Below are 21,553 nucleotides of genomic sequence, written 5' to 3' on the forward strand. Positions count from 1 at the left end.
TCTCCCCCTGAAGGAGCGGTACTTCATGCAGCGCGTCTGTTTCCTCCTCAAGGTCCGCGAGGACCGGATCGCCGAGTACCGCGAACGCCACGCCGCCGTGTGGCCCGAGATGCTCGAAGCGCTCTCGGCCACCGGCTGGCACAACTACTCGCTCTTCCTGCGCGACGACGGCCTGCTCGTCGGCTACCTGGAGACCGAGGACTTCGAGGCCGCCAAGGCAGGGATGGAAGCCGCCGAGGTCAACGCACGCTGGCAGGCCGAGATGGGCGAGTTCTTCGAGTCCCTCGACGGAGCCCGCCCCGACGAGGCGATGAAACCGCTCACCGAGGTGTTCCACCTCGCCTGACCCCTCCCCGTAAGGCCCATCTCCCCAGACGGCCTCATCAGGACCGCAGGAGCCGCTCCATGAGAAGACGCACGCTGCTCGCAGGTGCCATCGTGTCCGCCATGTCCACCTCCGCGCTCACCGGCGGCACCGCCCGCGCCGCCGACCCCGGCCCCTCGGTCACCCGCACCGGGACCACCACGCTCGACGCCCAGGCCGTCTTCTTCGTCTCCTACGACGGCCTGGTGAACAACAACTCGTTCCAGAAGAACGGCCTGTTGACCTACAAGGGCTACCAGTACGCCGTCTGGTACACCGCCGACAAGAACGCCGTCGTCGGCCGCCGCGTCCTCGGCGGGAGCACCTGGTCCACCGTCCAGGTCGGCCACACCCTGAAGACCAGCGACTCCCACAACGTCATCTCCATGGGCGTCTCCAAGGTCGACGGCCGCCTCCACCTCAACATGGACTCGCACAGCGACGGCTTCACCTACGTCAAGTCGGTCGCCGGCCTCATGGACAACCCGGCGGGGCTGAGCTGGACCGCCGCCCGCTTCGGCGCACCCCAGTCCACCCTGGACGGCCTCGCCCTCACGTCCCAGTTCACCTACCCGCAGTTCGTCAACACCCCCGACGGCAAGCTCCAGTTGAGCTACCGGGCCGGGATATCCGGCAACGGCCGCAACGCCCTCGCCGAGTACGACGGTTCGACCTGGACCAACCTCGGGGAGTGGTCCAGCTCCACCGGCACCTACACCAGCGAGCACGGCTCCTCGACGGCCCGCAACATGTACCTGCACGGCATCGACTACGACCGGAACGGCCGGCTGCACTCCTTCTTCACCTGGCGCGAGCAGAACGGCGCCGTGATGTGCAACAGCGGCGGCATCACCAACCACGACACCGGTTACGTCTACTCCGACGACCGCGGCCGCACCTGGCGCAACAACGCCGGCACCGTCGTCGGCACCACCGGCGGCTCCGACAAGGTCGCCGTCACCGACGCCGGCCTGGTGATCGACCCGCTGAACCCGGACCACTCCCTGATGAACCAGGAGAGCCAGTTCACCGACTCCGCGGGCCTGCCCCACGCGATCATCAGCTACGTCCCCGGCCGCTTCGGCCAGTGCACGACCAACTACGTCAACGACCGCACCGCCAACGGCCGCGCCTTCCACGTCCGCAAGAACTCCTCGGGCACCTGGCAGAAGACCGAGATCCCGGTCGTGCTCGGCTCCAGCCAGCGCACCAAGCTGCTCCTGGACAAGTACGACAACGCCTACGCGGTCTTCCCGTTCGGCCGGATCGCCGCCGCCTCCAAGGCCTCCGGGTACACCGACTGGAAGATCCTCTTCGACGGCAGCGGCCTGAACGCCTTCGGCGAGGTCGTGATCGACGAGATGCGGATCGCCCAGGACAACGTGCTGTCGTTCATGTACCAGGAGAAGTCGAGCGGTACGACCCCCTCGGCGCTCCACGTCGTGGACTTCGCACTGCCCGCCTGACCGCATCCGATCCGGGGGCGGCCTGCGGGTACTGTGAAGGCCCCCCGCCGCCCCCTGTTCCCTGGAGGTCCCTGCCCGATGGCCCAGTCGGTGGGTATCAAGGACGTCGCCCGTGCCGCCGGAGTCTCCGTCGGCACGGTCTCGAACGTCATCAACCGCCCGGACTCCGTCGCCACCGAGACCCGGGCGCGCGTCCTGTCCGCGATAGACCGGCTCGGCTACGTCCGCAGCGAGTCCGCGCGCCAGCTGCGCGCGGGCCGCAGCCGGATCATGGGCCTGCTCGTCCTCGACATGGGCAACCCCTTCTTCGTCGACGTGGCACGCGGCGCCGAGCGCGCCGCCCGCGAGGACGGCCTCGGCGTGATGGTCTGCAACAGCGCCCAGAGCACGAGCGAGGAGTCCGAGTACCTCTCCCTCTTCGCCGAACAGCGGGTCCGGGGCGTGCTGCTCACCCCGACCGACGCCTCCGGCCGCAACATCGCCTCCTTCCGCCGGCACGGCATCCCCTTCGTCCTGGTCGACCGGGTCGCCGAGGGCACCACCGAGTGCTCGGTCTCCGTCGACGACGTCGCCGGCGGCGCGCTCGCCGTACGCCATCTCGTGGACGCCGGGCACCGCTCCATCGCCTACGTCAGCGGGCCGCCCGGCCTCAACCAGGTCCGTGACCGCCGCACCGGCGCCCTGAACGCGCTCGCCGAGGCGGGCCTGGGCCCCGAGCACCTGCGCGAGCTGCCCACCGAGCGCCTTGACGTGGCCGCCGGCCGGGACGCCGGCGCCCGCCTCCTCGGCCTCGCGGACCGCCCGACCGCCGTGTTCTGCGCCAACGACCTGCTCGCCCTCGGCGTCCTCCAGGCCATGTACGCGGCGGGCGTCACGGTCCCCGACGACCTCGCCATCGTCGGCTACGACGACATCGAGTTCGCGGCCGCCGCGGCCGTGCCGCTCACCTCGGTCCGCCAGCCCGCCGTCACCATGGGCGCACTCGCCGCCGAGCTGCTCCTGGAGGAGACGGAGGCCGAGACCACCGGCAAGCGGCACGAGCACCGCCGGGTGGTGCTCCAGCCCGAACTGGTGGTGCGCCGCTCCAGCCTCGCGGCCCGCTGACCTCGCAGCCCGCTGACCGTAGAGTCAGTAAGATTTCATGATCGAAGGGGTCGGCCGGCGGACGAACATGTGCTCAACTGGGACGCGCCCACAGAATGTCCGTCCGTCCCGGGAGCCCTGTTGACCGCGACCTACCGCCAGCCCGGCCTCGTCCTCACCGACCGCCGCTTCACCGTCCCCCTCGACCACGACGACCCGGCCGGGGAGACCATCGAGCTCTACGCCCGCGAGGCCGTCGCGAGCGACAAGGCGGGCCAGAACCTGCCCTGGCTGGTGTACCTCCAGGGCGGCCCGGGCTTCGGCGCGAACCGCTTCGTCGGCAAGGGCGCCTGGTTCGGCCGGGCCCTGAAGGAGTACCGCGTCCTCCTGCTCGACCAGCGCGGCACCGGCCACTCCAGCCCCGCCAACCGCCAGACGCTCCCGCTGCGCGGCGGCCCTGTCGAACAGGCCGACTACCTGGCCCGGTTCCGCGGCGACTCCATCGTCCGCGACTGCGAGGCGATCCGCCCCCAGGTCACCGGCGGCGCCCCCTGGACCGTCCTCGGCCAGAGCTTCGGCGGCTTCTGCACCACCAGCTATCTCTCCCTCGCCCCCGAGGGCCTGGCCGCCGCCGTCATCACCGGCGGCCTGCCCTCCCTCGACGCCCACGCCGACGACGTCTACCGGGCCGCCTACCCGCGCATCGAGCGCAAGGTCACCGCGCACTACGCCCGCTACCCGCAGGACGTCGAGCGGGCCCGCCGGATCGCCGACCACCTGCTCACCCACGACGTCACCCTGCCGAACGGCCACCGGCTGACCGTCGAGGCCTTCCAGTCGCTCGGCATCCTCCTCGGCGGCGGTGAGGGCAGCCACCGCCTGCACTTCCTCCTCGAACACGCCTTCGTCCGCACCCCGCGGGGCCACGAGCTCTCCGACGCCTTCCAGGAAGAGGTCCAGGGCCTCATGTCGTACGCCTCCCACCCGCTGTACGCCCTCGTCCACGAGGCCTGCTACGCCCAGGACGAGCGGCCCACCGCCTGGTCGGCCGAACGGGTGCGCGGAGAGTTCCCGCAGTTCGACGCGGCCAAGACCCTCGCCGGCGACGAGCCGCTGCTGTTCACCGGCGAGTCCGTCCACCCCTGGACGTTCGACTGCGATCCCGCCCTGCGCCCGCTGCGCGAGACCGCCGAACTCCTCGCCGCCCGCACCGACTGGCAGCCCCTGTACGACCCGGCGCGGCTCGCCGTCAACGAGGTCCCGGTCGCCGCGGCCGTCTACCACGACGACATGTACGTCGACACGGCCCACTCGCTGGCGACCGCCCGGGCGATCCGCGGTCTGCGCACCTGGGTGACGGACGAGTTCGAGCACGACGGCGTCCGCGCGGGCGGCCCCCGGGTCCTCGACCGGCTGCTCGCCCTCGCGCGCGACGAGGTCTGACGCCGAACACGCGAGGGGTTCAGGAGTTGAGGTGCCGGGCGGCCTCCCGGTGACGACATGCCCCTCTCTCGATTCCGGCATAAGGTTCATTTCGGCCATGTGTCGACGCCGGAGTCGAGAGGACGTCACCCGATGAGTACACCGTCACCCCACGGACGGTCCCGGATCGCCGCCCTCACCGTGGCCCTGGCCGCCGTGAGCACGCTCACCCTTGCCGCGTGCGGCGACGACTCCGGCGACTCCTCGGCCTCCTCGCCGACGCCCACCGCGCCGGACACGGCGTCCTTCTCCGGCGACGCGGCCTCCGCACTCGCGTCGCTGAAGGCCTCGGTCCGGGCCGAGGCCTCCGAGCGGGCCGCCTCCGCCTCGGCCGCCGCATCCTCCTTCGAGGCCTCCGTCTCCGCGGAGACGGAACGCGCCAACAAGGCCGCGCAGACCGAGCTCGCCAAGGTCGACGGCCAGGGCAACGCGATGTCCGACGTCACCATGACCGGCAAGCCGCGCTCCTCGACCGGCGGGCTGCTCGCCGTCGTCGTCACCATCACCAACAAGACCGACAAGACGGCCTCCTACGCCGTCCAGGTCGACTTCCTCGACTCCGCGGGCAAGGCGGTGGAGACCCGGTACGTCGGCGCCGAGGACCTGAAGCCGGGGGAGAAGGTCCAGCCCCTCGCCGTCAGCCGCAAGCCCAGCGAGCCGGTGCTGACGCCCAAGCTGGCGAAGGCACAACGCTATTGACCCTCGCCGTCGGCTCAGGCGGCCACGGCCAGCGGACCGAGGGTGCGGTGCGGGCTCACGACGCGACCGTCGGGCAGCAGTTCACCGGTGTCGTCGAAGACGATGGTGCCGTTGCACAGCAGGCTCCAGCCCTGTTCGGGATGGGCGGAGACGATCACCGCGCCGTGGTGGCCGGGGCTGTCGGCGGTGGGGCACGGGGGCTGGTGGCTGCACATGACGTCTCCTCGGATGCGGTCGGCTCCTGCCTCGTTCGGCCGGTCTCTCTGTGGTAGCCGAGCTTGTTTTCCGTTGTATGTGGAGACCCCCACATCGCCGGAAACTCATCGGTGAGTTCCCGTCAGCCGGGTCGGTGCGCGGGCCGGTTAGGCTGACGGCGATGCAAGAACAGATGATCGACCTCAGCGGTGACTGCGCGCGGTGCTTCGGGCTGTGCTGTGTCGCCCTGCCCTTCGCCGCCTCCGCGGACTTCGCCCTCGACAAGCCCGCCGGCAAGCCCTGCCCGAACCTCCGGGACGACCACCGGTGCGGGATCCACGCGCGGCTGCGCACCGAGGGCTTCACCGGATGCACGGTCTACGACTGCTTCGGCGCCGGACAGCAGGTCTCGCAGGTCACCTTCGGCGGCCGGGACTGGCGCACCGGCCCACGCGAGGACGCCCGCCGGATGTTCGAGGTCTTCCCCGTGGTGCGCCAGCTCCACGAACTGCTCTGGTACCTCACCGAGGCGCTCACCCTGCCCGCGGCCCGCCCGGTCCACGCCGACCTGCGCCGCCTGCGGGAGCGGACCGAGGCCCTCACCCGGGGAACCGCCGAGGAACTCACCGCACTGGACGTCCCCGCGCACCGGCAGGAGGTCAACGCCCTCCTGCTCAGGACCAGCGAACTGGTCCGGGCGGGCGTCGGCACCAAGAGCAAGAAGAAGAACCGCCGGGGCGCCGACCTGATGGGCGCCCGCCTCAAGGGCGCCGACCTGCGCGGGGCCACGCTCCGCGGCGCCTACCTCATCGCGGCCGACCTCACCGGCGCCGACCTGCGCGGCGCGGATCTGATCGGCGCCGACCTGCGGGACGCCGACCTCACGGACGCGGACCTGACCGGCGCGTTCTTCCTGACCCAGCCGCAGCTGAACGCGGCCCGGGGCAGCACCGGCACCAGGCTGCCGGCCTCAGTCACCCGCCCCGCGCACTGGGCAGCGTGACTCCGGGACCGGTGCGGGTTCCTCGCCGGCCGTCGCAGTGGCGGCCGTGGTCCGCCGCTCCAGGTGCAGCCGCAGCCCCTCCGGCATCAGCGTCAGCCGCTCGGTCACGCTGAGCCGGTAGCCGGGGTCGGCCCGCAGCTCGTAGCGGCGCAGCAGCAGACCGAGCACCAGCGTGGCCTCGTGCAGCGCGAACTGGCGCCCGATGCAGGCCCGCGCCCCCGTGCCGAAGGGCTTGAAGACATGCGCCGGACGCGACCGTACGGCCTTGGGGTCGAAGCGGTCCGGGTCGAACCGCTCGGCGTCGGCGCCCCACACCTCGGGATCGCGCTGGAGCATCGGCGTGAGCACCAGCGTCCACGCACCCCGCCGCATCGGATGCCGACCGGCCAGCACGGTGTCCTCGACGGCCTCCCGGGCGAAGGCGGGCGCGGTCGGCCACAGCCGCAGCGACTCGTCCAGCACCCGGCGCACGTACCGCAGCTTCGCCACCTGGTCGTAGCCCGGCGCCGCCGCGTCGCCCCAGACCCGGTCCACCTCGGCACGGGCGCGGGCCGCTACCTCGGGGTGCCGGGAGAGGTAGTGCAGGGCGAAGGAGAGCGCGCCCGAGGTGGTCTCGTGGCCGGCCACCAGGAAGGTGATGACCTGCCGGCGGACGTTCTCCGGGGACAGCCGCTCACCGGTGTCCGGGTGGGCCGTCTCCAGCATCCGGTCCAGCAGGTCGCCGTCCCCGCTCGTGCCGCGCCGGGCCCGGACCAGGTCGTCGACCATGCGGTTGAGGTAGGTGATGTCGTCCGCGTTGCGCTGCGCGGCACGTCGTAGCAGAGCCGGGAAGGGGACCGAGTTGAGCCGCTGGGCGTAGGTCAGCGTGCCCACCATCGCCGTCACGAAGGGATGCGGCCGGTCCCGTTCGAAGGAGCCGAAGTCATGGCCGAACCCGGTGCGCGCGATGGTCTCCAGGGTCAGCTTGGTCATGTCCCCGGGCACGTCCACCGACCGGCCCGCGGCTTGCTCCCGGTCCCAGTGGTCCGTCAGCCGGCCGGCCACGGCCAGCATCATGGGGTGGTAGGCCGCCATCGCCTCCCGGCTGAAGCCCGGGGCCAGCACGTCGTGCGCCAGCTGCCAGTTCGGCTCGTGGTTGTAGGCCGTGAACAGCCCGTCCCCGGCGACCGGCCGCAGATTGGCCACCCCGAGCCCCACGTGCTTGGCGAACCGCGACTCGTCCGCCAGGTCCGCCACCAGATCGGCGCCCCAGGTGAAGACGAACTCCCGGTTGAAGGCCTTGCGCCGGTAGATCGGACCCAGTTGGCGGGCGAAGCGCAGCGAGTCCTGGAGCGGGGTGGCCCGGTTGACGCCCAGCACATCACCGAGCAGGGGGAGGCGACGCGGCGGATGCGGAATGCGGTGCAGCTCCGGCCAGCCCAGCTCGGCGCTGCGAAACCCCGTCGGCCGCGTGGCCGTCGTCGTCTGCGCCATGACGAGATCTCCCTTGATCCAGCGGCAGTTGAGCGCGTTATACGTCGGTTCAATAACGCGCCTCAGTCTGGTCCCGTTGTTGAACCGGCGTCAAGTAAAGTGCGGGCATGGCCGGGAAGCAGGGCGAGCGCACGCGCCGCAGGCTCAGCACCGGGGAGCGCCGCGAGCAGCTCCTGTCGGTGGGGGCGAGGCTGTTCTCGGAGAGTCCGTACGACGACGTGTGGATCGAGCAGGTCGCCGAGATCGCCGGCGTCTCGCGCGGGCTGCTCTACCACTACTTCCCGACGAAGCGGGACTTCTTCGCGGCGGTCGTCGAGCGGGAGAGCGAGCGGATGCTGGCCATGACGGCCGCCGTGCCCGGCATCCCGGTGCGCGAGCAGCTCACGGCCGGGCTCGACACGTATCTGGAGTACGTCCACGCCCACGCGCACGGCTTCCGTGCCTTCCATCGCGCCGACGCGGCCGGGGACCAGGCCGTGCGCCGGGTCTACCAGCGGGCGCTGGCCGCACAGGAGCGGCAGATCCTCGCCGCGCTGGCCGCCGACCCGGAGTTCGGCCCGGCGGCGCAGGGGCGTCCTGACGTCCAGCTGGCCGTCCGCGGCTGGCTGGCCTTCACCACGGCCGTCTGCCTGGAGTGGCTGCGGGGCCCGGACCTCACCCGTGAGCAGGTGCGCGACCTGTGCGCACGGGCACTGCTCGGCGTTCTCACGCCCTGACCGGAAGTCGTACGTCCGTCACCCGTCCGAGGTTGGCTTCATCGCCGATCTTCGATAGGTTAGGCAAGCCTTACCTTAGGAGGAACGGATGGGTGACAGCCAACCCTGGACGGCCGCGCCTTCCGCGGCGGAACACGCCCGGTCGGTGCTCGCCGCCGCTTGGTCCTGCGCGGTGACCGCGGAGGGCGGCTGCGAGGAGTTCGTCGGCGCGCACACCGTCACCGAGGACGGCCGCGTGACGCTGGACGTGCCCGAGGACAGCACCCTCGTGGCGGCCGCGATCTGCGCGCCCCGCGGCGAACCGTCCGCCGTCCTGGAGTTCGCCGACGTGGCCCCCGTCCCCGTGCGCAGCCGGATCCGCGCCCGGCTGTGGATCGCCGGCTGGTTCGTCCCCGCGGACGGCAAGCTGGACTTCAAGGCCACCCGCGTGGTGCTGCGCCGGCCGTCCGGGGCGGTCGTCGTCGACCTGGACGAGTTCGCCGCCGCCACGCCCGACCCGCTCGCCACCGCCGAGGCCCGGCTGCTCACCCACCTCGCCGACTGCCACCCCGACGCCGTCGAGCGGCTCACCCGGCTCGTCGACTCCGACAGCCTCCACGGCGCGGTCCGCGTCCAGCCCCTCGCCGTGGACCGGCACGGACTGACCTTGCGCATCGAGCGCGCCCGCGCCCACGGCGACGTACGCCTGCCCTTCCACGCGCCCGCCGACGACGTGGCGCGGCTGACGGAGCGCATGCACGTCCTGCTGACCCAGGCGAGCGCCGCGTCCTGCCCACGCGCCCTACAGCGGCAGCGCACAGACGGCGACGGGTGAGGCGAACGGCGCACCGGCGAGCCGCAGCGCACCGCTCTTCGTGTTCACGTGGAAAACGCTGACGGTGCCGGACCGCTGGTTCGCCACGAAGAGCAGCGTCCCGTCCGGCGAGAAGGCGATGTGCCGCGGGAAGTCACCGCGCACCGGCACGGTGTCGAGCAGCCGCAGCCGGGCGCCGTCCGCCTCCACCGCGTAGCGGGTCAGGCTGTTGTCGCCGCGGTTGGCGAGATACGCGAACGAGCCGTTCGCGGTGACCAGGAACTGCGCCGGGTAGCTGGTGCCCGCCCCCGTGCCCGTGGACTGGGCCGCCCCGACGGTCAGCCGGCCGCTTGCGCGGTCGTACGCGCAGACCGCCACCGTGTTGTCGCTCTCGTTGGCCAGATAGGCGTACCGGCCCCCGGGATGGAAGGTCAGGTGACGCGGTCCGGCACCGGGCCGGGTGTGCGCCTGCGCCACCTGGGTGAGCGCGCCGGAGCGCTCGTTCAGGCGGTAGGTGTAGACGGTGTCGGTACCGAGGTCGACCGCGAGCACATGGCCGCCGTCGGGACTGGTGAGGAACTGGTGGGCGTGCGGGCCGTCCTGGCCGGGACCCGGCGCGGGACTCGAGTGCGTGACCGTCTCCCTGCGCTCGCCGAGCGCTCCCGCGGCGTCGATCGGGTGCACGGCCACACTGCCGGAGCCGTAGTTCGCGCTGAGCAGCCAGCGCCCGCCCGGATGCACCGACAGATGACACGGCCCCGCCCCGCCCGTGCTCCGGCTCCCGAGGACCTTGCGGTCGGCCAGGCGTACGGCGGTCACGGCGCCGGCGTCCTGCTCGGCGACCGCGTACAGCGTGCGGCCGTCGGGGTGCAGGGCGAGGTAGGAGGGGTTGGTGACGCCGGTGATCGTGCCGGTACCGGTGATCCGGCCGGCGGCCGCGTCATAGGTGGCCAGACCGATGCCGGGGCCGCCGCCCTCCACCGTGGTGTACGTGCCCAGGTAGAGGGGGCGGGGGCCGGTCGCTGCCCGGCGGGACCGGGTGCCTGTCGGACTCGGGCTCGGTGAAGGGGGCGTCGGTGAGCTTGACGTCCTCGACGGGGACGCCGACTCCGACCGCACCCCGGACGACGTCGAGCAGCCCACGAGTGCCGAGCCCGCTCCCGCGAGGACACCGACGAACCGGCGCCTGCTCCAGCCGCCGTTCGCACTCTCCATCCCTGCGCACCCCGGGTGATCGACCGTCTCGGACCTGAACAGCCACCTTCGCCCGGATCACCCGGCCCGTGCAAACCGGGACCGGCCGACCGCTACCAGTCGCCGTCCTGCACCGGCTTGCCCGGCGCGTCCCCCAGCGGCTTGACCTGCGACGACGTCGGCGCCTCCCAGGGCTCGTGATCGTCCCCCAGCCAGTCCCCGACCGGCTTCACACCGTCCAGGGCGTCCGCCGGGGCCAGGTCCTCCCCGTCCTGGTCGTAGTAGTCGAACCAGGGCAGCCCGGCCCTCGTGTACGCGGCGCGGTCCACGGGGGACGGCGGGGGAGCCTCACCGGTGATGCGGCGCCACTCGGGCGGAGTCACCAGGTGCACGAACACCCGCCCGGCCGCAGTGCCGGCCCAGTCGGACAGGGGCCGGTCGTCCCGGTAGACCTCCTGGCGCATCGAGCCGCCGACACCGAGCCCCATCGCGGGAGCGCTGCGGGGCGCCGCCGCCGGGGCCGCGGGCGCCGCCATGGCCATCGGCGCGGCGGCGCCGTACCCCATGGCCGGCCCGCTCGCCGACCGCATCCGCCGCTGCGTCTCCCGCCACTCGGCCAGCCGCTTCTCGCTCAGCGGGAACGACTGGAGCTGTACGCCGCCCCAGACCTCCTCGCCGGTGACCTGCCCCTCGACGGTCGCGCCGAGGCCGAGCGGCACCGCCACGAACTGGCGGACCGTCCCCTTGCCGGAGTTGATGCCGTCCAGCCAGGGCTGGCGGGGCAGGACCACGTAGTTCTGCGGATCACGGGCGAGTCGGTCGCTCCAGGGCTTGCCGGAGACCGCGCACACCTTGCCCACCCCGACCTGGAGGGCGACGGGCTCGGTGGTGCCGCCGAAGCTCAGCCACATCGCCTCCCGCAGATACACCGGCAGCATCACCCCGCCGCGTGCCCGCCACTGCTCCGGCACGGTGTCGGGGTGGTCGGAGACGCGGCGCACCGGGAACTCGCCGAGCCCCGGCGGCAGCGGATGCGTGCCCGTCTCGGGCAGCCGCAGGGTGCGGATGAACCGCACGGCCGCACCGCCCGGCAGTCGCAGTGTGTTCCCGTCGATCCGCACGCTCGTGTCGGTCATCAACCCGCCCCCTTGATCGCTGTGCCTGCCTCACCTAGAACGACGGGCGAGTGCCGTGCGGTTCCTGCGCCAGCTCTCCTGCAACCGGGTCAGGCGCGGCATCCGCTCCCGCTGCTCGCGGGAGGCCCGGTCCAGCTCCTCCAGGAGGCGCCGGGAGCGGTGCTCGGTGTCCAGCTCGTCGAGGATGCGGTTGACCTCGGTGAGGACGGCGCCGTGCAGCTGCCAGTGACGGGCGTCGCGCTGGATCTCCTCCAGCAGCAGCTGGGCCAGCTTGTCCCGGGTGGCGGAGGCCTGGCGCAGTTCGGCCGTGAGCCGCGCCTCCGCGGACTCGGCGCTCACGCTGACGTGGGTGGTGACCAGGACGGCGAAGCTGACCACGGCGTCGCCGATCTCGGACAGCAACTGCTCCACCGTGCTACCGGTCTCCGGCCCGAACAGCGGTTCGGGATCCTGGTCCTTGTCGAGCGGGCCGGGTTCCTCGGCGAAGGGGTCGCGTTCCTTGGCGAGGTCGGTGAGGGTGCGGGCGAGCACCCGCAGCACCACCGTGCAGATCTCCAGGGTGTCCAGGCCGGTGCGCAGCACCACCCGGTGCAGCAGGCCCTCCTTCACCCTGGGGTTGAGCTTGAGGCTGTCCTCGGCCTGCCGGAGCGCGGCGTCCACCTCGACGATGTCGTGGTCGAGCTCGCGTGCCTCGTACAGCCGGGCGGTCGCCAGCTCCACGGGCGGCCGGCCCGCGGCCTCCTCGCCCATCCGCAGCATCAGCCTCCGTACCCGGCGGGCCAGCCCCTCGATCGACTCGCCGGCCTCGTCCACCCACACCGGGGGAGCGAGCAGCAGATTGCAGGCCAGCCCCACGACCGCGCCGATCAGCGTCTCCAGGACCCGCGCCCAGGCGGTGTCCCCGACGGTCGTCACCCCGAGGACCAGCATCGCGCTGATCGCCACCTCGGGCACGAACTCCTCGACCCGCACCAGCCGTCCGACCACCAGTGACGCCACGATCAGCAGGCCCAGGCTCCACCAGGTCAGACCCACCAGCAGACTGAAGGCGATGGCGACGAGGACCCCGGTCACCACCGAGTTCACCCGGCGGATGCCGGTGGTGAGCGTGGAGTACAGGGTGACCTGCACGACGAGCAGCGCGGTCAGCGGCGCGGTGAGGGGCGCCGCCTCGGGACTGAGGCGCAGCGCGATGACGTACGCGATGGTCGCCGCGGCCGCCGACCGCAGGGTCTGCACGACCACGGGGTCCCGGCGCCGCTTCGCATAGGCAACGACGGGCGCCGTCCACTCACGTACAACTCGCATGTTGTGCTCTGTTCCCGTTTCACAGAAGCGTCCACACATCCCTTGCGGACCGTACCGGTCCGCAAGGCTGCCCCACCTTGTTGGCCCAGGCCGGTCGGGGGCAAGGGGCGGGGGCCGTGACGGCGGCCACCACACCGCTCCAGCGGGGTGTCACCCCGTGGTGGCGGCCCGGCTCCGCGACCGGTACCCGGCGATCTTCGCCAGGTTCCCGCAGCGGTCCATCGAACACCAACGGCGGCGCCGGGCCTGTGAGTCGTCCAGGAACAGCAGGGAACAGCCCGGGTTCTCGCATTCCTTGACGCGCTCCAGGAGCGGCCCCCGTACCAGGAGTACGGCGTCCCGGGCCACCGTCGCGAGGGCGGCGCGGGCCGGACCACGCGCCGTCCAGCGGGCCGCGCCCAGTTGGGGTGCGAGGTCCGGCTGGGCGGCGACCGCGTTGACCCGGGCCACGTCGGCCGGGTCCGGCTCCTCGCCCGCCATCACGGCCCTGACCAGGCGGTACACGGATTCCCGCAGCAGCCGGGCGTCCGCCAGGTCCCGCGCGCTCACCCGCACCGGCTCCGCCCCGGCGGCCAGCTCCGCCTCCGTGAACCAGCGCGCGAGCGCGTCGGTGTCCGGGAGCCGCTCCAGCGGGGTGGCGTGCCGCTTGCCGAGGGTCGCGACGAAGTCCAGGCAGGGACGCCCGCCGATGAACGGGAACGCGAGCGCCGGGTCGGCGGGGGTGGGGCTGCCGGTCATGGCATCGAGCGTACACCGGTTCATGCGGTGTCAGGTCCCGTGGCGCACCCCCTTGACACCGGTTGAACCGGTGTCGGAGGCTGACACCAGTTCAACCGGTGTCAGTCGCCTCGGTGTGGCTGTGGGAGAGAGCGGGTGCGGTATGCGTGCGGTGCGGATCGACAGGTTCGGCGGACCGGAGGTCCTGGTGCCGGTGGAGGTGCCCGATCCGGTGCCGGGTCCCGGCGAGGTGCTGGTGCGGATCGCCGCGGCCGGGGTGAACCGGGCGGACGCCCTGCTCCGGGCCGGCCGCTACCACCGCGCCGGCCGGCCGCCGCTGATCCCGGGTGCCGAGGCGGCGGGTGTCGTCGTCGAGGTGGGGGAGGGCGTGACGGAACTGGCGCCGGGGCAGCGGGTGATGGCCCTGGACGGCGGCAAGTCCTCCGGGTTCTACGCGGAGTTGGCCACGGTGTCCGCCACCAACGTGGTCGTGCTCCCCGACGGCGTGGACCTCACGCGGGCCGCCACCCTGCCCATCGCCTGGCTCAGCGCCTGGTACTGCGTGCGGCACCTCGCCCGCGTCGCCAAGGGCGACACCGTGGTGGTGAAGGCGGCGGCGAGCGGTGTCGGCACCGCGGCCGTGCAGATCGCCGCCGGGGCGGGGGCGCGGGTGATCGCCCTGGCCGGATCGGCCGAGAAGGCCGCCTGGGCGGGGGAGTTCGGCGCCGACGTCACCGTCGACACCTCCGTCCACTCCGGCGACGCCGAGGTCGAGGAGGTGCTGCGGCTCACCGACGGCCACGGCGCCGACGTCGTCCTCGACACCGTCGGGGGCCGGGCCTTCGGGCTCAGCCTGCGTGAGGTGGGACACGGCGGCCGGGTCGTCGCGCTCGCCAACGTGGCCCTGGAGGCTAGCACCGTCGACACCCGTGACTTCTATCCCAAGAACGCCTCGATCCTCGGCTTCCAGCTCACCAACCTCCAGCTCCACGGCTACGATCCGCGTCCCGACCTGCGGGAACTCGCCGAGCGGGTCGCGGCCGGCGGCTATCGCGTGCCCGTCGAGACGGTCGTACCGCTGGAGGAGGCACGGGCCGCCCACGAGCGGCTGGAGCAGCGCGGCAACCGGGGCAAGATCGTGCTGTCCGTCGGGCCGGAATCCGTCAAATGAGGTGCGGGCTTCCGCCACTTCGGGTGATCATCCAGTAGATCGCCGAGGAGGGAAGCCGTGAGTCCAGTGAGGTCGGCCCGGGCGCGGGCGGCACTGAACCATGTGGCGGCCGTGTCGGAGGGGCCGGCCGTCGCCCCGGACGTCCGCGTCACGCTGAACTTCCACCCGGACCGGCCGGCCCGCGGTCTGCCCCTGCTGGAGGCGCTGGCCCAGGACGGCGTCTACCACTCGCAGTTCGTCACCGGCACCAGCAACGGCGGACTGACCGCGCACCCCGGCGGCGACCGCTGGCGCTGGGAGAGCCGGATCTTCGGCGGCGCCTACGACGACGCGGCCGCGCACGACCGGCCCGTGTACGGCGCGCTGAACTTCCGCCGTCAAGTCGTCGGCGCGGCCCCCCGGTTCGGCTCCTCGCACTTCCGGCTGACCGGCGAGCCCCTCGCCCGCGCCACCTTCTGCTACCCGGACAGCGCCGCCGAGCCGGTCCACTTCGGCGTCGCATCCGGCATGTCCCTGATCGCCCTCGCGGAGGCCGACGAGCAGGACCCCCTCGACGACTACATCGAGGCCCAGGTGCACGGCGGCGTCGACCTGGCCCGCCATGTGGAGGCCCTCGTCCTGGACGCGAGCTACCGCGACACCCCCGTCGAGGCCGCCGCGCGCCGGCTGCCCGTCCCCGTCGAGTGGCACCCCGGGTACCGCATCACCGTCGCCGAGCTGTACCACCACGCCGACTACCGCGGTCAGGAGTACGCCGACCTGGGCGCGAGCATCGCCGAGGACGGACTGGTCGACCCCCGGATCATCGGCGACGCCGCCCGCACGGGACGGTACGAACTCCAGCACCTGAAGATGGTCTGGCACACGCTGGCCCGCTTCGGGGCGCCGGAGGGGGCGGGGACGGCGGCGAGGTGCGACTCGGCGCCCGGATTCGTCACACCGTGACGGAGGTCAGGCGGTGAACATCGTCATGACGGCGGCGATCCTTCCCTCGCGGACGGTGATGACGTCGATCCCACGGACGGCGGGCGCGCCGGGCGGGCCGAAGGCCCAGGCGAGTGCCCCGGTGTCGGGACCGGCGTAGCGCAGGCCGTCCTCCGTGAACTCGAAGTCGGCCGGGGCGTCGGCGAGGAGGGCGGCGGCCTTGTCCGCGAGGGCGTCGCGGCCGGTGGTGGTGCCCTCGGGGTCCGTGAAGACGACGTCCTCGGTGTAGATGCGGTCGATGGTCGCGCGGCGGGCTGCGGCGTCGCGGTTGCCGAAGACTTCGTGCAGGTTGGCTGCGAGCAGGTCGGTCACGGTGCGCATGATTCCTTCAGGGGGGTCGGGGGTGTCCGGGGCGACCGGCCGGCTCGGCCGGCCGCCCCGGGGCGCCCGTGTCAGGTGCGTGGTTCGGGCTGTTCGGTTGCGGTGGTGGTCAGATCTGGCTTGCGCCGCCGTCGACGTATATCTCGGCACCGGTCATGTAGCTGCTGGCCTCACCGGCGAGGAAGAGGACCGTCTCGGCGATCTCCTCCGGGCGGCCGAGACGCTGCATGGGGACTCCGGCAGCCAGGCCCTGGAGCAGTTGTTCGGCCGCCTCGGGACCACCCGCGAGACCGTTGAGGCCGGGCGTCTCGATCGGGCCGGGCGCGATGCTGTTGACGCGGATGCCGCGGGTGACGAGTTCCGCCGCCCAGCTGCGGGTCAGGGAGCGCAGCGCGGCCTTGGTCGCGGCGTACACGCTGAAGGAGGCGGCGCCCTTGGTGTCGATGTTGGAGCTGGTCACGATGATCGAGGCGCCCGGGTTGAGCAGCGGGAGCGCCTTCTGCACGGTGAACAGGGTGCCCGCCACGTTGGTGTTGAAGGTGTCGGCGTAGTGGTCCCAGGTGATGTCGGGCAGGGCCGCGAACTCTCCGCCGCCCGCGTTGGCGAAGACGATGTCGAGGCTGCCGTGCCGCTGGATCTCGTCGAAGAGGCGGTCGAGGTCGCCGAGGTCGGCGACATCCGCTCGTACTCCCGTGGCGCGGTTGCCGATGGAAGCCACCGCCTCGTCGAGCGCCTCCTTGCGGCGGCCGGTGAGGAAGACGTGGGCGCCTTCCGCCGCGAGCCGTCGTGCCGCGGCCAGGCCGATGCCGGAGGTGGCACCGGTGACGAGGGCGGTCTTGCCGTCGAGCTGTCCCATGAGGGGCTCTCCTTTTCTGTACCGCTCGGTACTCAAGTCGTTCACCGGGGAGAACCGCAGCGTTGCGACAGCTATTCCGTACCGCTCGGTTAAAATTTCGGGGGACCGACAGCAGGAGGGCGTCATGGCGGTACGCGGCAGACCCCGGGGCTTCGACGCGGAGGCCGCGCTGGACCGTGCGGTGGAGGTCTTCTGGCGCCAGGGCTACGACGGTGCCTCGCTCGCCGACCTCACCGAGGCGATGGGCATCAACCGCACGAGCATGTACGCGGCGTTCGGCAACAAGGAGCAGCTCTTCCACCGTGCCGTCGCCCGCTACGCCGAGGCCGACATGGCCTACGCCCGCGAGGCTCTCGCGGAGCCGACGGCCTACGCGGTCATCGAGTCCTTCCTGCGCGCCAATGCGGACGCCCTCACCCTCCCCGACCGCCCCTCAGGATGCCTGTCCGTGCAGGGCGGCCTGGCCGAGGGTGGCGACGGCGGCCGCATCGCCCGGTTCCTGGCCGACAGTCGCCTCGCCGGCGAGCGCGCCCTCGCACAGCGTCTGGTCCGCGCCGTCGAGGAGGGCGACCTGCCCGCGGGCACCGACCCGCACGCACTCGCCCGCTACGTCATGGTCGTCAGCGAGGGCAACGCCGTACACGCGGCCGCCGGCGCGACCCGCGCGGCCCTTCACACCACCGTGGACATCGCCCTGCAAGCCGTACCTCGGCCTCCTGCGCGGGTGGGGGCATGACGTGGCCGACTGGGAACGGATCCGTCGAGCGCGTGCGGGTCGATCCCGGGTGGGCGCCGCACTCGGACGGAGAGATGTACGGGTGGCGTGCGAGCGGCATGCCGGCTCTCGGCATCCGTGTGCGCTGACCAACCCCTCTGCTCCCCTCTCCCGGCAGACCCTCTGCTTGCCACCCACCCCTGTAATCAACTCCGTCCGCCGCATTGACATCTCACTCGGAAGACCGCACGGTGGGAGCGCTCCCATGACAGCCTTGCAACTGGAAGGAGTCCCCCCACATGCGCAAGAAAAGTCCGTTAGCCAGGCGTTCAAGGGCGTCCCTCCGCCGGCCTCTCCAGGCGCTCGTCATGCTGTTCGCCGTGGTCGTCGGCGCCCTCACCTGGTCGTCCCCCGCCCACGCCCACGGCACCGTCGTCGGTCCCGCCACCCGCGCCTACCAGTGCTGGAAGACCTGGGGCAGCGACCACATGAACCCGGCCATGCAGACCCAGGATCCCATGTGCTGGCAGGCCTTCCAGGCCAACCCCGACACCATGTGGAACTGGATGAGCGCGCTCCGCGACGGCCTCGGAGGCCAGTTCCAGGCGCGGACCCCCGACGGGACGCTCTGCAGCAACAACCTCTCCAGGAACGCCAGCCTGGACAAGCCCGGACCGTGGAAGACCACCACCATCGGCAACAACTTCTCGGTCAACCTGTACGACCAGGCGTCCCACGGTGCCGACTACTTCAAGGTCTACGTGAGCAAGCAGGGCTTCGACCCCAAGACCCAGACCCTGGGCTGGGGCAACCTCGACTTCATCACGCAGACCGGCCGCTACGCCCCGGCGCAGAACATCACGTTCCCCGTCCAGACCTCCGGTTACACCGGACACCACATCCTGTTCGTGATCTGGCAGGCCTCGCACCTCGACCAGGCCTACATGTGGTGCAGCGACGTGAACTTCGGCTGAGCCGCTACGCAACGCACGGCAGTGCCGTCGGGGCAGGGGCCCGGCCCATCCGGTCGCTCCGCCCCGACGGGGCTCCCCGCGTCCTCACTCGACCTCATCGCTCATTCCTGATCTGGACGTGGAGGGGGCCCGCGGACCAACGCAAGCCCTGTCGCACGCTTTCGACCACACGTACGGGATCCGGGTGCCTCGCCGACGTCCAGCCCGGTGACACCGTCCTGGCCCGGATCCAGCCCTGCCGCGACGCCTTCCGCGTCGACCACTCCGGCCCGGTCGTCATGATCTCGGCGGGCACCGGCCTCGCGCCCTCCCGGGAGCGGTCGCCGACCGTGTCACCGCTCTCGGCCGGGGCGGGCAACTCCTGCCCGTCATGTGCTACTTCGGCTGTGACGTGCAGCACCGCATCACCGCCGAGGCCGCCGGGGTCCGGGAACTTCTGCAGGCCGGTGCCCGTGCGTACGTATGCGGGAACGGATCACGAATGGCCCCCGGCGTGCGGGACGCGCTGCGTACCCTGTTCCGGGAGCACACGCCGGACGCCGACGAGACGGCTGGCCGGTACGGGCGTCACGTCGAGGACGTGCACGCAGCGGGGTGAGGGAAGGGGCGGGACGTTGGCGGACTCCTGGGAGTGGGCTCGGGAGGTGCTGGAGGGCGCCGGCCTCGACCCCGGTCGGCTCGCCGGGGTCCGGCCCCTGAGCGGCGGTACGTACAACACCGTCGAGGAACTCCTCCTCACCGACGGCACCCGGTACGTGGTCAAGGTCCCGCCCGCGGCCACCGTTCCCGGCCTGCGCCACGAGCGCGGACTCCTCGTCGCCGAGGCCGAGTTCTACCGCAGGGCCGCCGAGGCCGAGGTCGCGGCGCCGCACGTGGTGGCCTTCGGCGCCGGCGTCGACGCGGCCGTACCGCATCTGCTGATGACGGCCTGCCCCGGGGAGCCCTGGGACACTTCGGTCACCGATTCCGAACGCCCGCCTCTGCGCCGTGAGTTGGGCCGCCAGGTGGCCCGGCTGCACTCGGTGACCGGGCCGGGCTTCGGCTACCCGTCCCGCGCCCTCGGACCGCTCGCCCCCGACTGGCGGACCGCGTTCACCACCATGATCGAGGCGGTCCTCGACGACGCCCGGGACTACGAGGCGCGGCTGCCCCGGTCCGTCGAACAGGTGGCGGCCACGGTCCGGGCCGGGTCCCCGGCACTCGACGACGTCACCGTCCCCGCGCTGGTCCACTTCGACCTGTGGGACGGCAACATCCTCGTCGACCGCCCGGCCGGCGGGGAGCCGCGCATCGGCGGGCTCATCGACGGCGAGCGGATGTTCTGGGGCGACCCCCTCGCCGACTTCGTCTCCCTCGCGCTGCTGGGGGACATCAGGAAGGACGAGGCGTTCCTCGCCGGCTACCGGGAGGCGGGCGGCCGGGCCGAGTTCGACGTCCCGGCCCGGGTACGGCTGGCTCTCTACCGGGCCTACCTCTACCTGATCATGCTCACCGAGACGGTTCCCCGGGCGGTCGACGTCGAGAAGGAGCGCTGGGTCCAGTCGGCGGTGGCACCGGAACTCGTCGCCGCCCTGGACGAGATCGAGGCCCTCGCCCGGCTCACGGGAGTCCGGATCCCTTGAACGGACGCACCGTACGCGACCTCAGACGCGCCAACCGCACGGCCGTGCTCCAGCGCCTCTGGTTCGACGGCCCCCTCAGCCGCTTCGAACTCGGCCCCGCCACCGGGCTCAGCTCGGGCTCGGTCAGCAACGTCGTGGCCGACCTGGTGACCGACGGGCTGGTCGAGGAGGCCGGCAGCGTCGACTCCGACGGCGGCCGCCCCCGCACCCTGCTGCGGGTGGCGCCCCACAGCGGGCACATGATCGGCGTCGATGTCGGTGAGACGCGGGTCCGCGTCGAGCTGTTCGACCTGACCCTGACCGAACTCGCCCGCGCCGAACGCCCGTTGACCGGGCGCGGCTACGACGTCGAGGTCGTCGTCGGCCACATCCGCGACGGCATCGCCGAGGTGCTCGCGGACGCCGCCGTCGAGCCGGAGCGGCTGCTCGGCGTCGGCATCGGGGTGCCGGGCATCGTCGCGCACAACCCGGACGACGGGGCCGTCGTGCACGGGCAGACCATCGGCTGGGACGCCGTCCCGCTGGAGGCGCTGCTGCGCACCGGCTCCCCGCTGCCCGGCGTCCGGTACTTCATCGACAACGGCGCCAAGACCCTCGGCCAGGCCGAGATGTGGTTCGGCGGTGGCCGCGGGGCCCGCAGCGCCGTGGTGGTCCTCTTCGGGTCCGGCGTGGGCGCCTGCCTGGTCACCCCCGAGGTGGAGCACGGCCGGGCCGTCGAATGGGGCCATCTGACCGTACGGGTCAGGGGGCGCCGCTGCCGCTGCGGAGCCCTCGGCTGCCTGGAGGCCTACGCCGGCGCCGAGTCGCTGCTGGAACGCTGGCGCGAGGAAGGGGGCCGGCCGCCCGAGGGCGCCGACGAGGAGACCGCGCTGACCGCCCTGCTCGCCGCCGCCCACCCCGCGGACGGGACCGCGGCCGACCCGGTGGCACTCGCCGTCCTGGAGGAGACCGCCGAGTACCTGGGCGCCGGACTGTCCGACCTGATCAACCTCTTCCAGCCCGAACGCATCCTCATCGGCGGCTGGGCGGGGCTCCAGCTGGGCGCACGGTTCCTGCCCGCCGTACGGCGGCACGCGACGGCGTACGCGCTGCGGTACCCGGCCGGGAAGGTGACCGTCGACCTAGGCCGGCTCGGACCCGACGCGGTCACCGTCGGCGCGGCCATCCTCCCGCTCGCGGACTTCTTCGCCCGTGGCGGCCGGCGTCCCGAGCCCCCGCCCGAGGGGCCCGCGCCCGCCTGGCGGGCCGCCCTGGACGAGCGCGCCCCGCGCTGACGTTTCG

22 protein-coding genes and 1 pseudogene are annotated in these 21,553 nt (G+C 72.4%); 15 read left to right on the forward strand and 8 right to left on the reverse strand.

The genetic code is table 11. The features are described 5' to 3' along the window. Nucleotides 1–25 precede the first annotated feature (25 nt). The 5 genes from AC2XR2_RS40310 to AC2XR2_RS40330 all read left to right on the forward strand — a co-directional run bounded on the left by AC2XR2_RS40310 (nt 26) and on the right by AC2XR2_RS40330 (nt 5,094). Nucleotides 26–346: an L-rhamnose mutarotase gene (locus AC2XR2_RS40310; protein WP_284436109.1), complete on the forward strand. Its 321-nt coding sequence runs from the start codon at nt 26–28 to the stop codon at nt 344–346. Nucleotides 347–405: 59 nt separating this feature from the next. Next, nucleotides 406–1,830 (forward strand): BNR repeat-containing protein, encoded by a 1,425-nt coding sequence (locus tag AC2XR2_RS40315; RefSeq protein WP_491517837.1) that lies wholly within the window; start codon nt 406–408, stop codon nt 1,828–1,830. A gap of 78 nt (nt 1,831–1,908) precedes the next feature. Next, nucleotides 1,909–2,934, forward strand: a complete 1,026-nt coding sequence (locus AC2XR2_RS40320; RefSeq protein WP_123765869.1) for a LacI family DNA-binding transcriptional regulator — start codon at nt 1,909–1,911, stop codon at nt 2,932–2,934. 120 nt (nt 2,935–3,054) lie between these two features. Next, nucleotides 3,055–4,356 carry an alpha/beta fold hydrolase gene (locus AC2XR2_RS40325; protein WP_491517838.1) on the forward strand — a complete coding sequence of 434 codons (1,302 nt, stop codon included), beginning with the start codon at nt 3,055–3,057 and terminating at the stop codon, nt 4,354–4,356. A gap of 132 nt (nt 4,357–4,488) precedes the next feature. Beyond that, nucleotides 4,489–5,094, forward strand: a complete 606-nt coding sequence (locus AC2XR2_RS40330) for an FxLYD domain-containing protein (protein ID WP_491517839.1) — start codon at nt 4,489–4,491, stop codon at nt 5,092–5,094. 14 nt (nt 5,095–5,108) lie between these two features. On the opposite strand, the gene AC2XR2_RS40335 is transcribed toward AC2XR2_RS40330, so the two are convergent. Beyond that, nucleotides 5,109–5,309: a DUF5999 family protein gene (locus AC2XR2_RS40335; protein WP_491517840.1), complete on the reverse strand. Its 201-nt coding sequence runs from the start codon at nt 5,307–5,309 to the stop codon at nt 5,109–5,111. A 173-nt stretch (nt 5,310–5,482) separates the two neighbouring features. Here AC2XR2_RS40335 and AC2XR2_RS40340 point away from each other — a divergent pair, with 173 nt between their 5' ends. After that, a complete protein-coding gene (locus tag AC2XR2_RS40340) occupies nt 5,483–6,292 on the forward strand; it encodes a pentapeptide repeat-containing protein (protein WP_491518585.1) in 810 nt (269 codons plus the stop codon). Here the strand turns inward: AC2XR2_RS40340 and AC2XR2_RS40345 are convergent. Then, nucleotides 6,260–7,765: a cytochrome P450 gene (locus AC2XR2_RS40345; RefSeq protein ID WP_491517841.1), complete on the reverse strand. Its 1,506-nt coding sequence runs from the start codon at nt 7,763–7,765 to the stop codon at nt 6,260–6,262. The genes AC2XR2_RS40340 and AC2XR2_RS40345 overlap by 33 nt on opposite strands. A gap of 107 nt (nt 7,766–7,872) precedes the next feature. Here AC2XR2_RS40345 and AC2XR2_RS40350 point away from each other — a divergent pair, with 107 nt between their 5' ends. Further along, nucleotides 7,873–8,481 carry a TetR/AcrR family transcriptional regulator gene (locus AC2XR2_RS40350; RefSeq protein ID WP_449353050.1) on the forward strand — a complete coding sequence of 203 codons (609 nt, stop codon included), beginning with the start codon at nt 7,873–7,875 and terminating at the stop codon, nt 8,479–8,481. An 88-nt stretch (nt 8,482–8,569) separates the two neighbouring features. Continuing rightward, nucleotides 8,570–9,295: a DUF2470 domain-containing protein gene (locus tag AC2XR2_RS40355; protein WP_491517842.1), complete on the forward strand. Its 726-nt coding sequence runs from the start codon at nt 8,570–8,572 to the stop codon at nt 9,293–9,295. Here the strand turns inward: AC2XR2_RS40355 and AC2XR2_RS40360 are convergent. The 4 genes from AC2XR2_RS40360 to AC2XR2_RS40375 form a co-directional block, all read right to left on the reverse strand. Beyond that, nucleotides 9,263–10,489, reverse strand: coding sequence for a lactonase family protein (locus AC2XR2_RS40360; protein ID WP_491517843.1), 1,227 nt, complete (start codon nt 10,487–10,489; stop codon nt 9,263–9,265). The two genes, AC2XR2_RS40355 and AC2XR2_RS40360, sit on opposite strands and share 33 nt — an antisense overlap. A gap of 92 nt (nt 10,490–10,581) precedes the next feature. Further along, a complete protein-coding gene (locus AC2XR2_RS40365; RefSeq protein WP_391192601.1) occupies nt 10,582–11,604 on the reverse strand; it encodes a hypothetical protein in 1,023 nt (340 codons plus the stop codon). A gap of 30 nt (nt 11,605–11,634) precedes the next feature. Further along, a complete protein-coding gene (locus AC2XR2_RS40370) occupies nt 11,635–12,912 on the reverse strand; it encodes an FUSC family protein (RefSeq protein ID WP_381296777.1) in 1,278 nt (425 codons plus the stop codon). A 150-nt stretch (nt 12,913–13,062) separates the two neighbouring features. Continuing rightward, the gene (locus tag AC2XR2_RS40375; protein ID WP_491517844.1) at nt 13,063–13,650 is read right to left on the reverse strand and encodes a CGNR zinc finger domain-containing protein; all 588 of its coding nucleotides are present in this window, start codon (nt 13,648–13,650) and stop codon (nt 13,063–13,065) included. Nucleotides 13,651–13,792: 142 nt separating this feature from the next. Between AC2XR2_RS40375 and AC2XR2_RS40380 the strand changes: the two genes are divergently transcribed. Beyond that, on the forward strand, nt 13,793–14,800 hold the full coding sequence (locus AC2XR2_RS40380; protein WP_491517845.1) for a quinone oxidoreductase family protein: 1,008 nt from the start codon (nt 13,793–13,795) through the stop codon (nt 14,798–14,800). 57 nt (nt 14,801–14,857) lie between these two features. After that, a complete protein-coding gene (locus AC2XR2_RS40385; RefSeq protein WP_449353048.1) occupies nt 14,858–15,745 on the forward strand; it encodes a DUF3626 domain-containing protein in 888 nt (295 codons plus the stop codon). A gap of 6 nt (nt 15,746–15,751) precedes the next feature. Here AC2XR2_RS40385 and AC2XR2_RS40390 read toward each other — a convergent pair whose 3' ends face one another. Both AC2XR2_RS40390 and AC2XR2_RS40395 read right to left on the reverse strand, forming a co-directional pair. Then, nucleotides 15,752–16,105, reverse strand: coding sequence for a nuclear transport factor 2 family protein (locus tag AC2XR2_RS40390; protein ID WP_381296769.1), 354 nt, complete (start codon nt 16,103–16,105; stop codon nt 15,752–15,754). 109 nt (nt 16,106–16,214) lie between these two features. Beyond that, nucleotides 16,215–16,961, reverse strand: coding sequence for an SDR family NAD(P)-dependent oxidoreductase (locus tag AC2XR2_RS40395; RefSeq protein WP_381296767.1), 747 nt, complete (start codon nt 16,959–16,961; stop codon nt 16,215–16,217). A gap of 124 nt (nt 16,962–17,085) precedes the next feature. Here AC2XR2_RS40395 and AC2XR2_RS40400 point away from each other — a divergent pair, with 124 nt between their 5' ends. From AC2XR2_RS40400 to AC2XR2_RS40420, 5 genes and pseudogenes are all read left to right on the forward strand, one after another. Continuing rightward, on the forward strand, nt 17,086–17,697 hold the full coding sequence (locus AC2XR2_RS40400; protein WP_449353046.1) for a TetR/AcrR family transcriptional regulator: 612 nt from the start codon (nt 17,086–17,088) through the stop codon (nt 17,695–17,697). A gap of 278 nt (nt 17,698–17,975) precedes the next feature. Continuing rightward, nucleotides 17,976–18,650, forward strand: coding sequence for a lytic polysaccharide monooxygenase auxiliary activity family 9 protein (locus AC2XR2_RS40405; RefSeq protein WP_491517846.1), 675 nt, complete (start codon nt 17,976–17,978; stop codon nt 18,648–18,650). A 173-nt stretch (nt 18,651–18,823) separates the two neighbouring features. Continuing rightward, nucleotides 18,824–19,248, forward strand: a pseudogene (locus tag AC2XR2_RS40410) (ferredoxin reductase domain-containing protein); the annotation flags it as partial. A gap of 16 nt (nt 19,249–19,264) precedes the next feature. Next, the gene (locus AC2XR2_RS40415; RefSeq protein ID WP_491517847.1) at nt 19,265–20,272 is read left to right on the forward strand and encodes a phosphotransferase family protein; all 1,008 of its coding nucleotides are present in this window, start codon (nt 19,265–19,267) and stop codon (nt 20,270–20,272) included. Then, nucleotides 20,269–21,546: an ROK family protein gene (locus AC2XR2_RS40420; RefSeq protein WP_491517848.1), complete on the forward strand. Its 1,278-nt coding sequence runs from the start codon at nt 20,269–20,271 to the stop codon at nt 21,544–21,546. Before AC2XR2_RS40415 ends, AC2XR2_RS40420 begins: the two co-directional genes overlap by 4 nt. Nucleotides 21,547–21,553 lie beyond the last annotated feature (7 nt).

The organism is Streptomyces sp. LS-MS-L19 (genome assembly GCF_058382285.1).

What these genes read in the sequence shown, in the direction of transcription:
- AC2XR2_RS40310 (WP_284436109.1), top strand. Translation starts at nt 26, where the DNA reads ATGCAGCGCGTCTGTTTCCTCCTCAAGGTCCGCGAGGACCGGATCGCC.
- AC2XR2_RS40315 (WP_491517837.1), top strand. Translation starts at nt 406, where the DNA reads ATGAGAAGACGCACGCTGCTCGCAGGTGCCATCGTGTCCGCCATGTCC.
- AC2XR2_RS40335 (WP_491517840.1), bottom strand. Translation starts at nt 5,309, where the DNA reads ATGTGCAGCCACCAGCCCCCGTGCCCCACCGCCGACAGCCCCGGCCAC.
- AC2XR2_RS40375 (WP_491517844.1), bottom strand. Translation starts at nt 13,650, where the DNA reads ATGACCGGCAGCCCCACCCCCGCCGACCCGGCGCTCGCGTTCCCGTTC.
- AC2XR2_RS40320 (WP_123765869.1), top strand. Translation starts at nt 1,909, where the DNA reads ATGGCCCAGTCGGTGGGTATCAAGGACGTCGCCCGTGCCGCCGGAGTC.
- AC2XR2_RS40330 (WP_491517839.1), top strand. Translation starts at nt 4,489, where the DNA reads ATGAGTACACCGTCACCCCACGGACGGTCCCGGATCGCCGCCCTCACC.
- AC2XR2_RS40380 (WP_491517845.1), top strand. Translation starts at nt 13,793, where the DNA reads ATGCGTGCGGTGCGGATCGACAGGTTCGGCGGACCGGAGGTCCTGGTG.
- AC2XR2_RS40400 (WP_449353046.1), top strand. Translation starts at nt 17,086, where the DNA reads ATGGCGGTACGCGGCAGACCCCGGGGCTTCGACGCGGAGGCCGCGCTG.
- AC2XR2_RS40340 (WP_491518585.1), top strand. Translation starts at nt 5,483, where the DNA reads ATGATCGACCTCAGCGGTGACTGCGCGCGGTGCTTCGGGCTGTGCTGT.
- AC2XR2_RS40350 (WP_449353050.1), top strand. Translation starts at nt 7,873, where the DNA reads ATGGCCGGGAAGCAGGGCGAGCGCACGCGCCGCAGGCTCAGCACCGGG.
- AC2XR2_RS40405 (WP_491517846.1), top strand. Translation starts at nt 17,976, where the DNA reads ATGCGCAAGAAAAGTCCGTTAGCCAGGCGTTCAAGGGCGTCCCTCCGC.
- AC2XR2_RS40365 (WP_391192601.1), bottom strand. Translation starts at nt 11,604, where the DNA reads ATGACCGACACGAGCGTGCGGATCGACGGGAACACACTGCGACTGCCG.
- AC2XR2_RS40395 (WP_381296767.1), bottom strand. Translation starts at nt 16,961, where the DNA reads ATGGGACAGCTCGACGGCAAGACCGCCCTCGTCACCGGTGCCACCTCC.
- AC2XR2_RS40370 (WP_381296777.1), bottom strand. Translation starts at nt 12,912, where the DNA reads ATGCGAGTTGTACGTGAGTGGACGGCGCCCGTCGTTGCCTATGCGAAG.
- AC2XR2_RS40345 (WP_491517841.1), bottom strand. Translation starts at nt 7,765, where the DNA reads ATGGCGCAGACGACGACGGCCACGCGGCCGACGGGGTTTCGCAGCGCC.
- AC2XR2_RS40390 (WP_381296769.1), bottom strand. Translation starts at nt 16,105, where the DNA reads ATGCGCACCGTGACCGACCTGCTCGCAGCCAACCTGCACGAAGTCTTC.
- AC2XR2_RS40360 (WP_491517843.1), bottom strand. Translation starts at nt 10,489, where the DNA reads ATGGAGAGTGCGAACGGCGGCTGGAGCAGGCGCCGGTTCGTCGGTGTC.
- AC2XR2_RS40355 (WP_491517842.1), top strand. Translation starts at nt 8,570, where the DNA reads ATGGGTGACAGCCAACCCTGGACGGCCGCGCCTTCCGCGGCGGAACAC.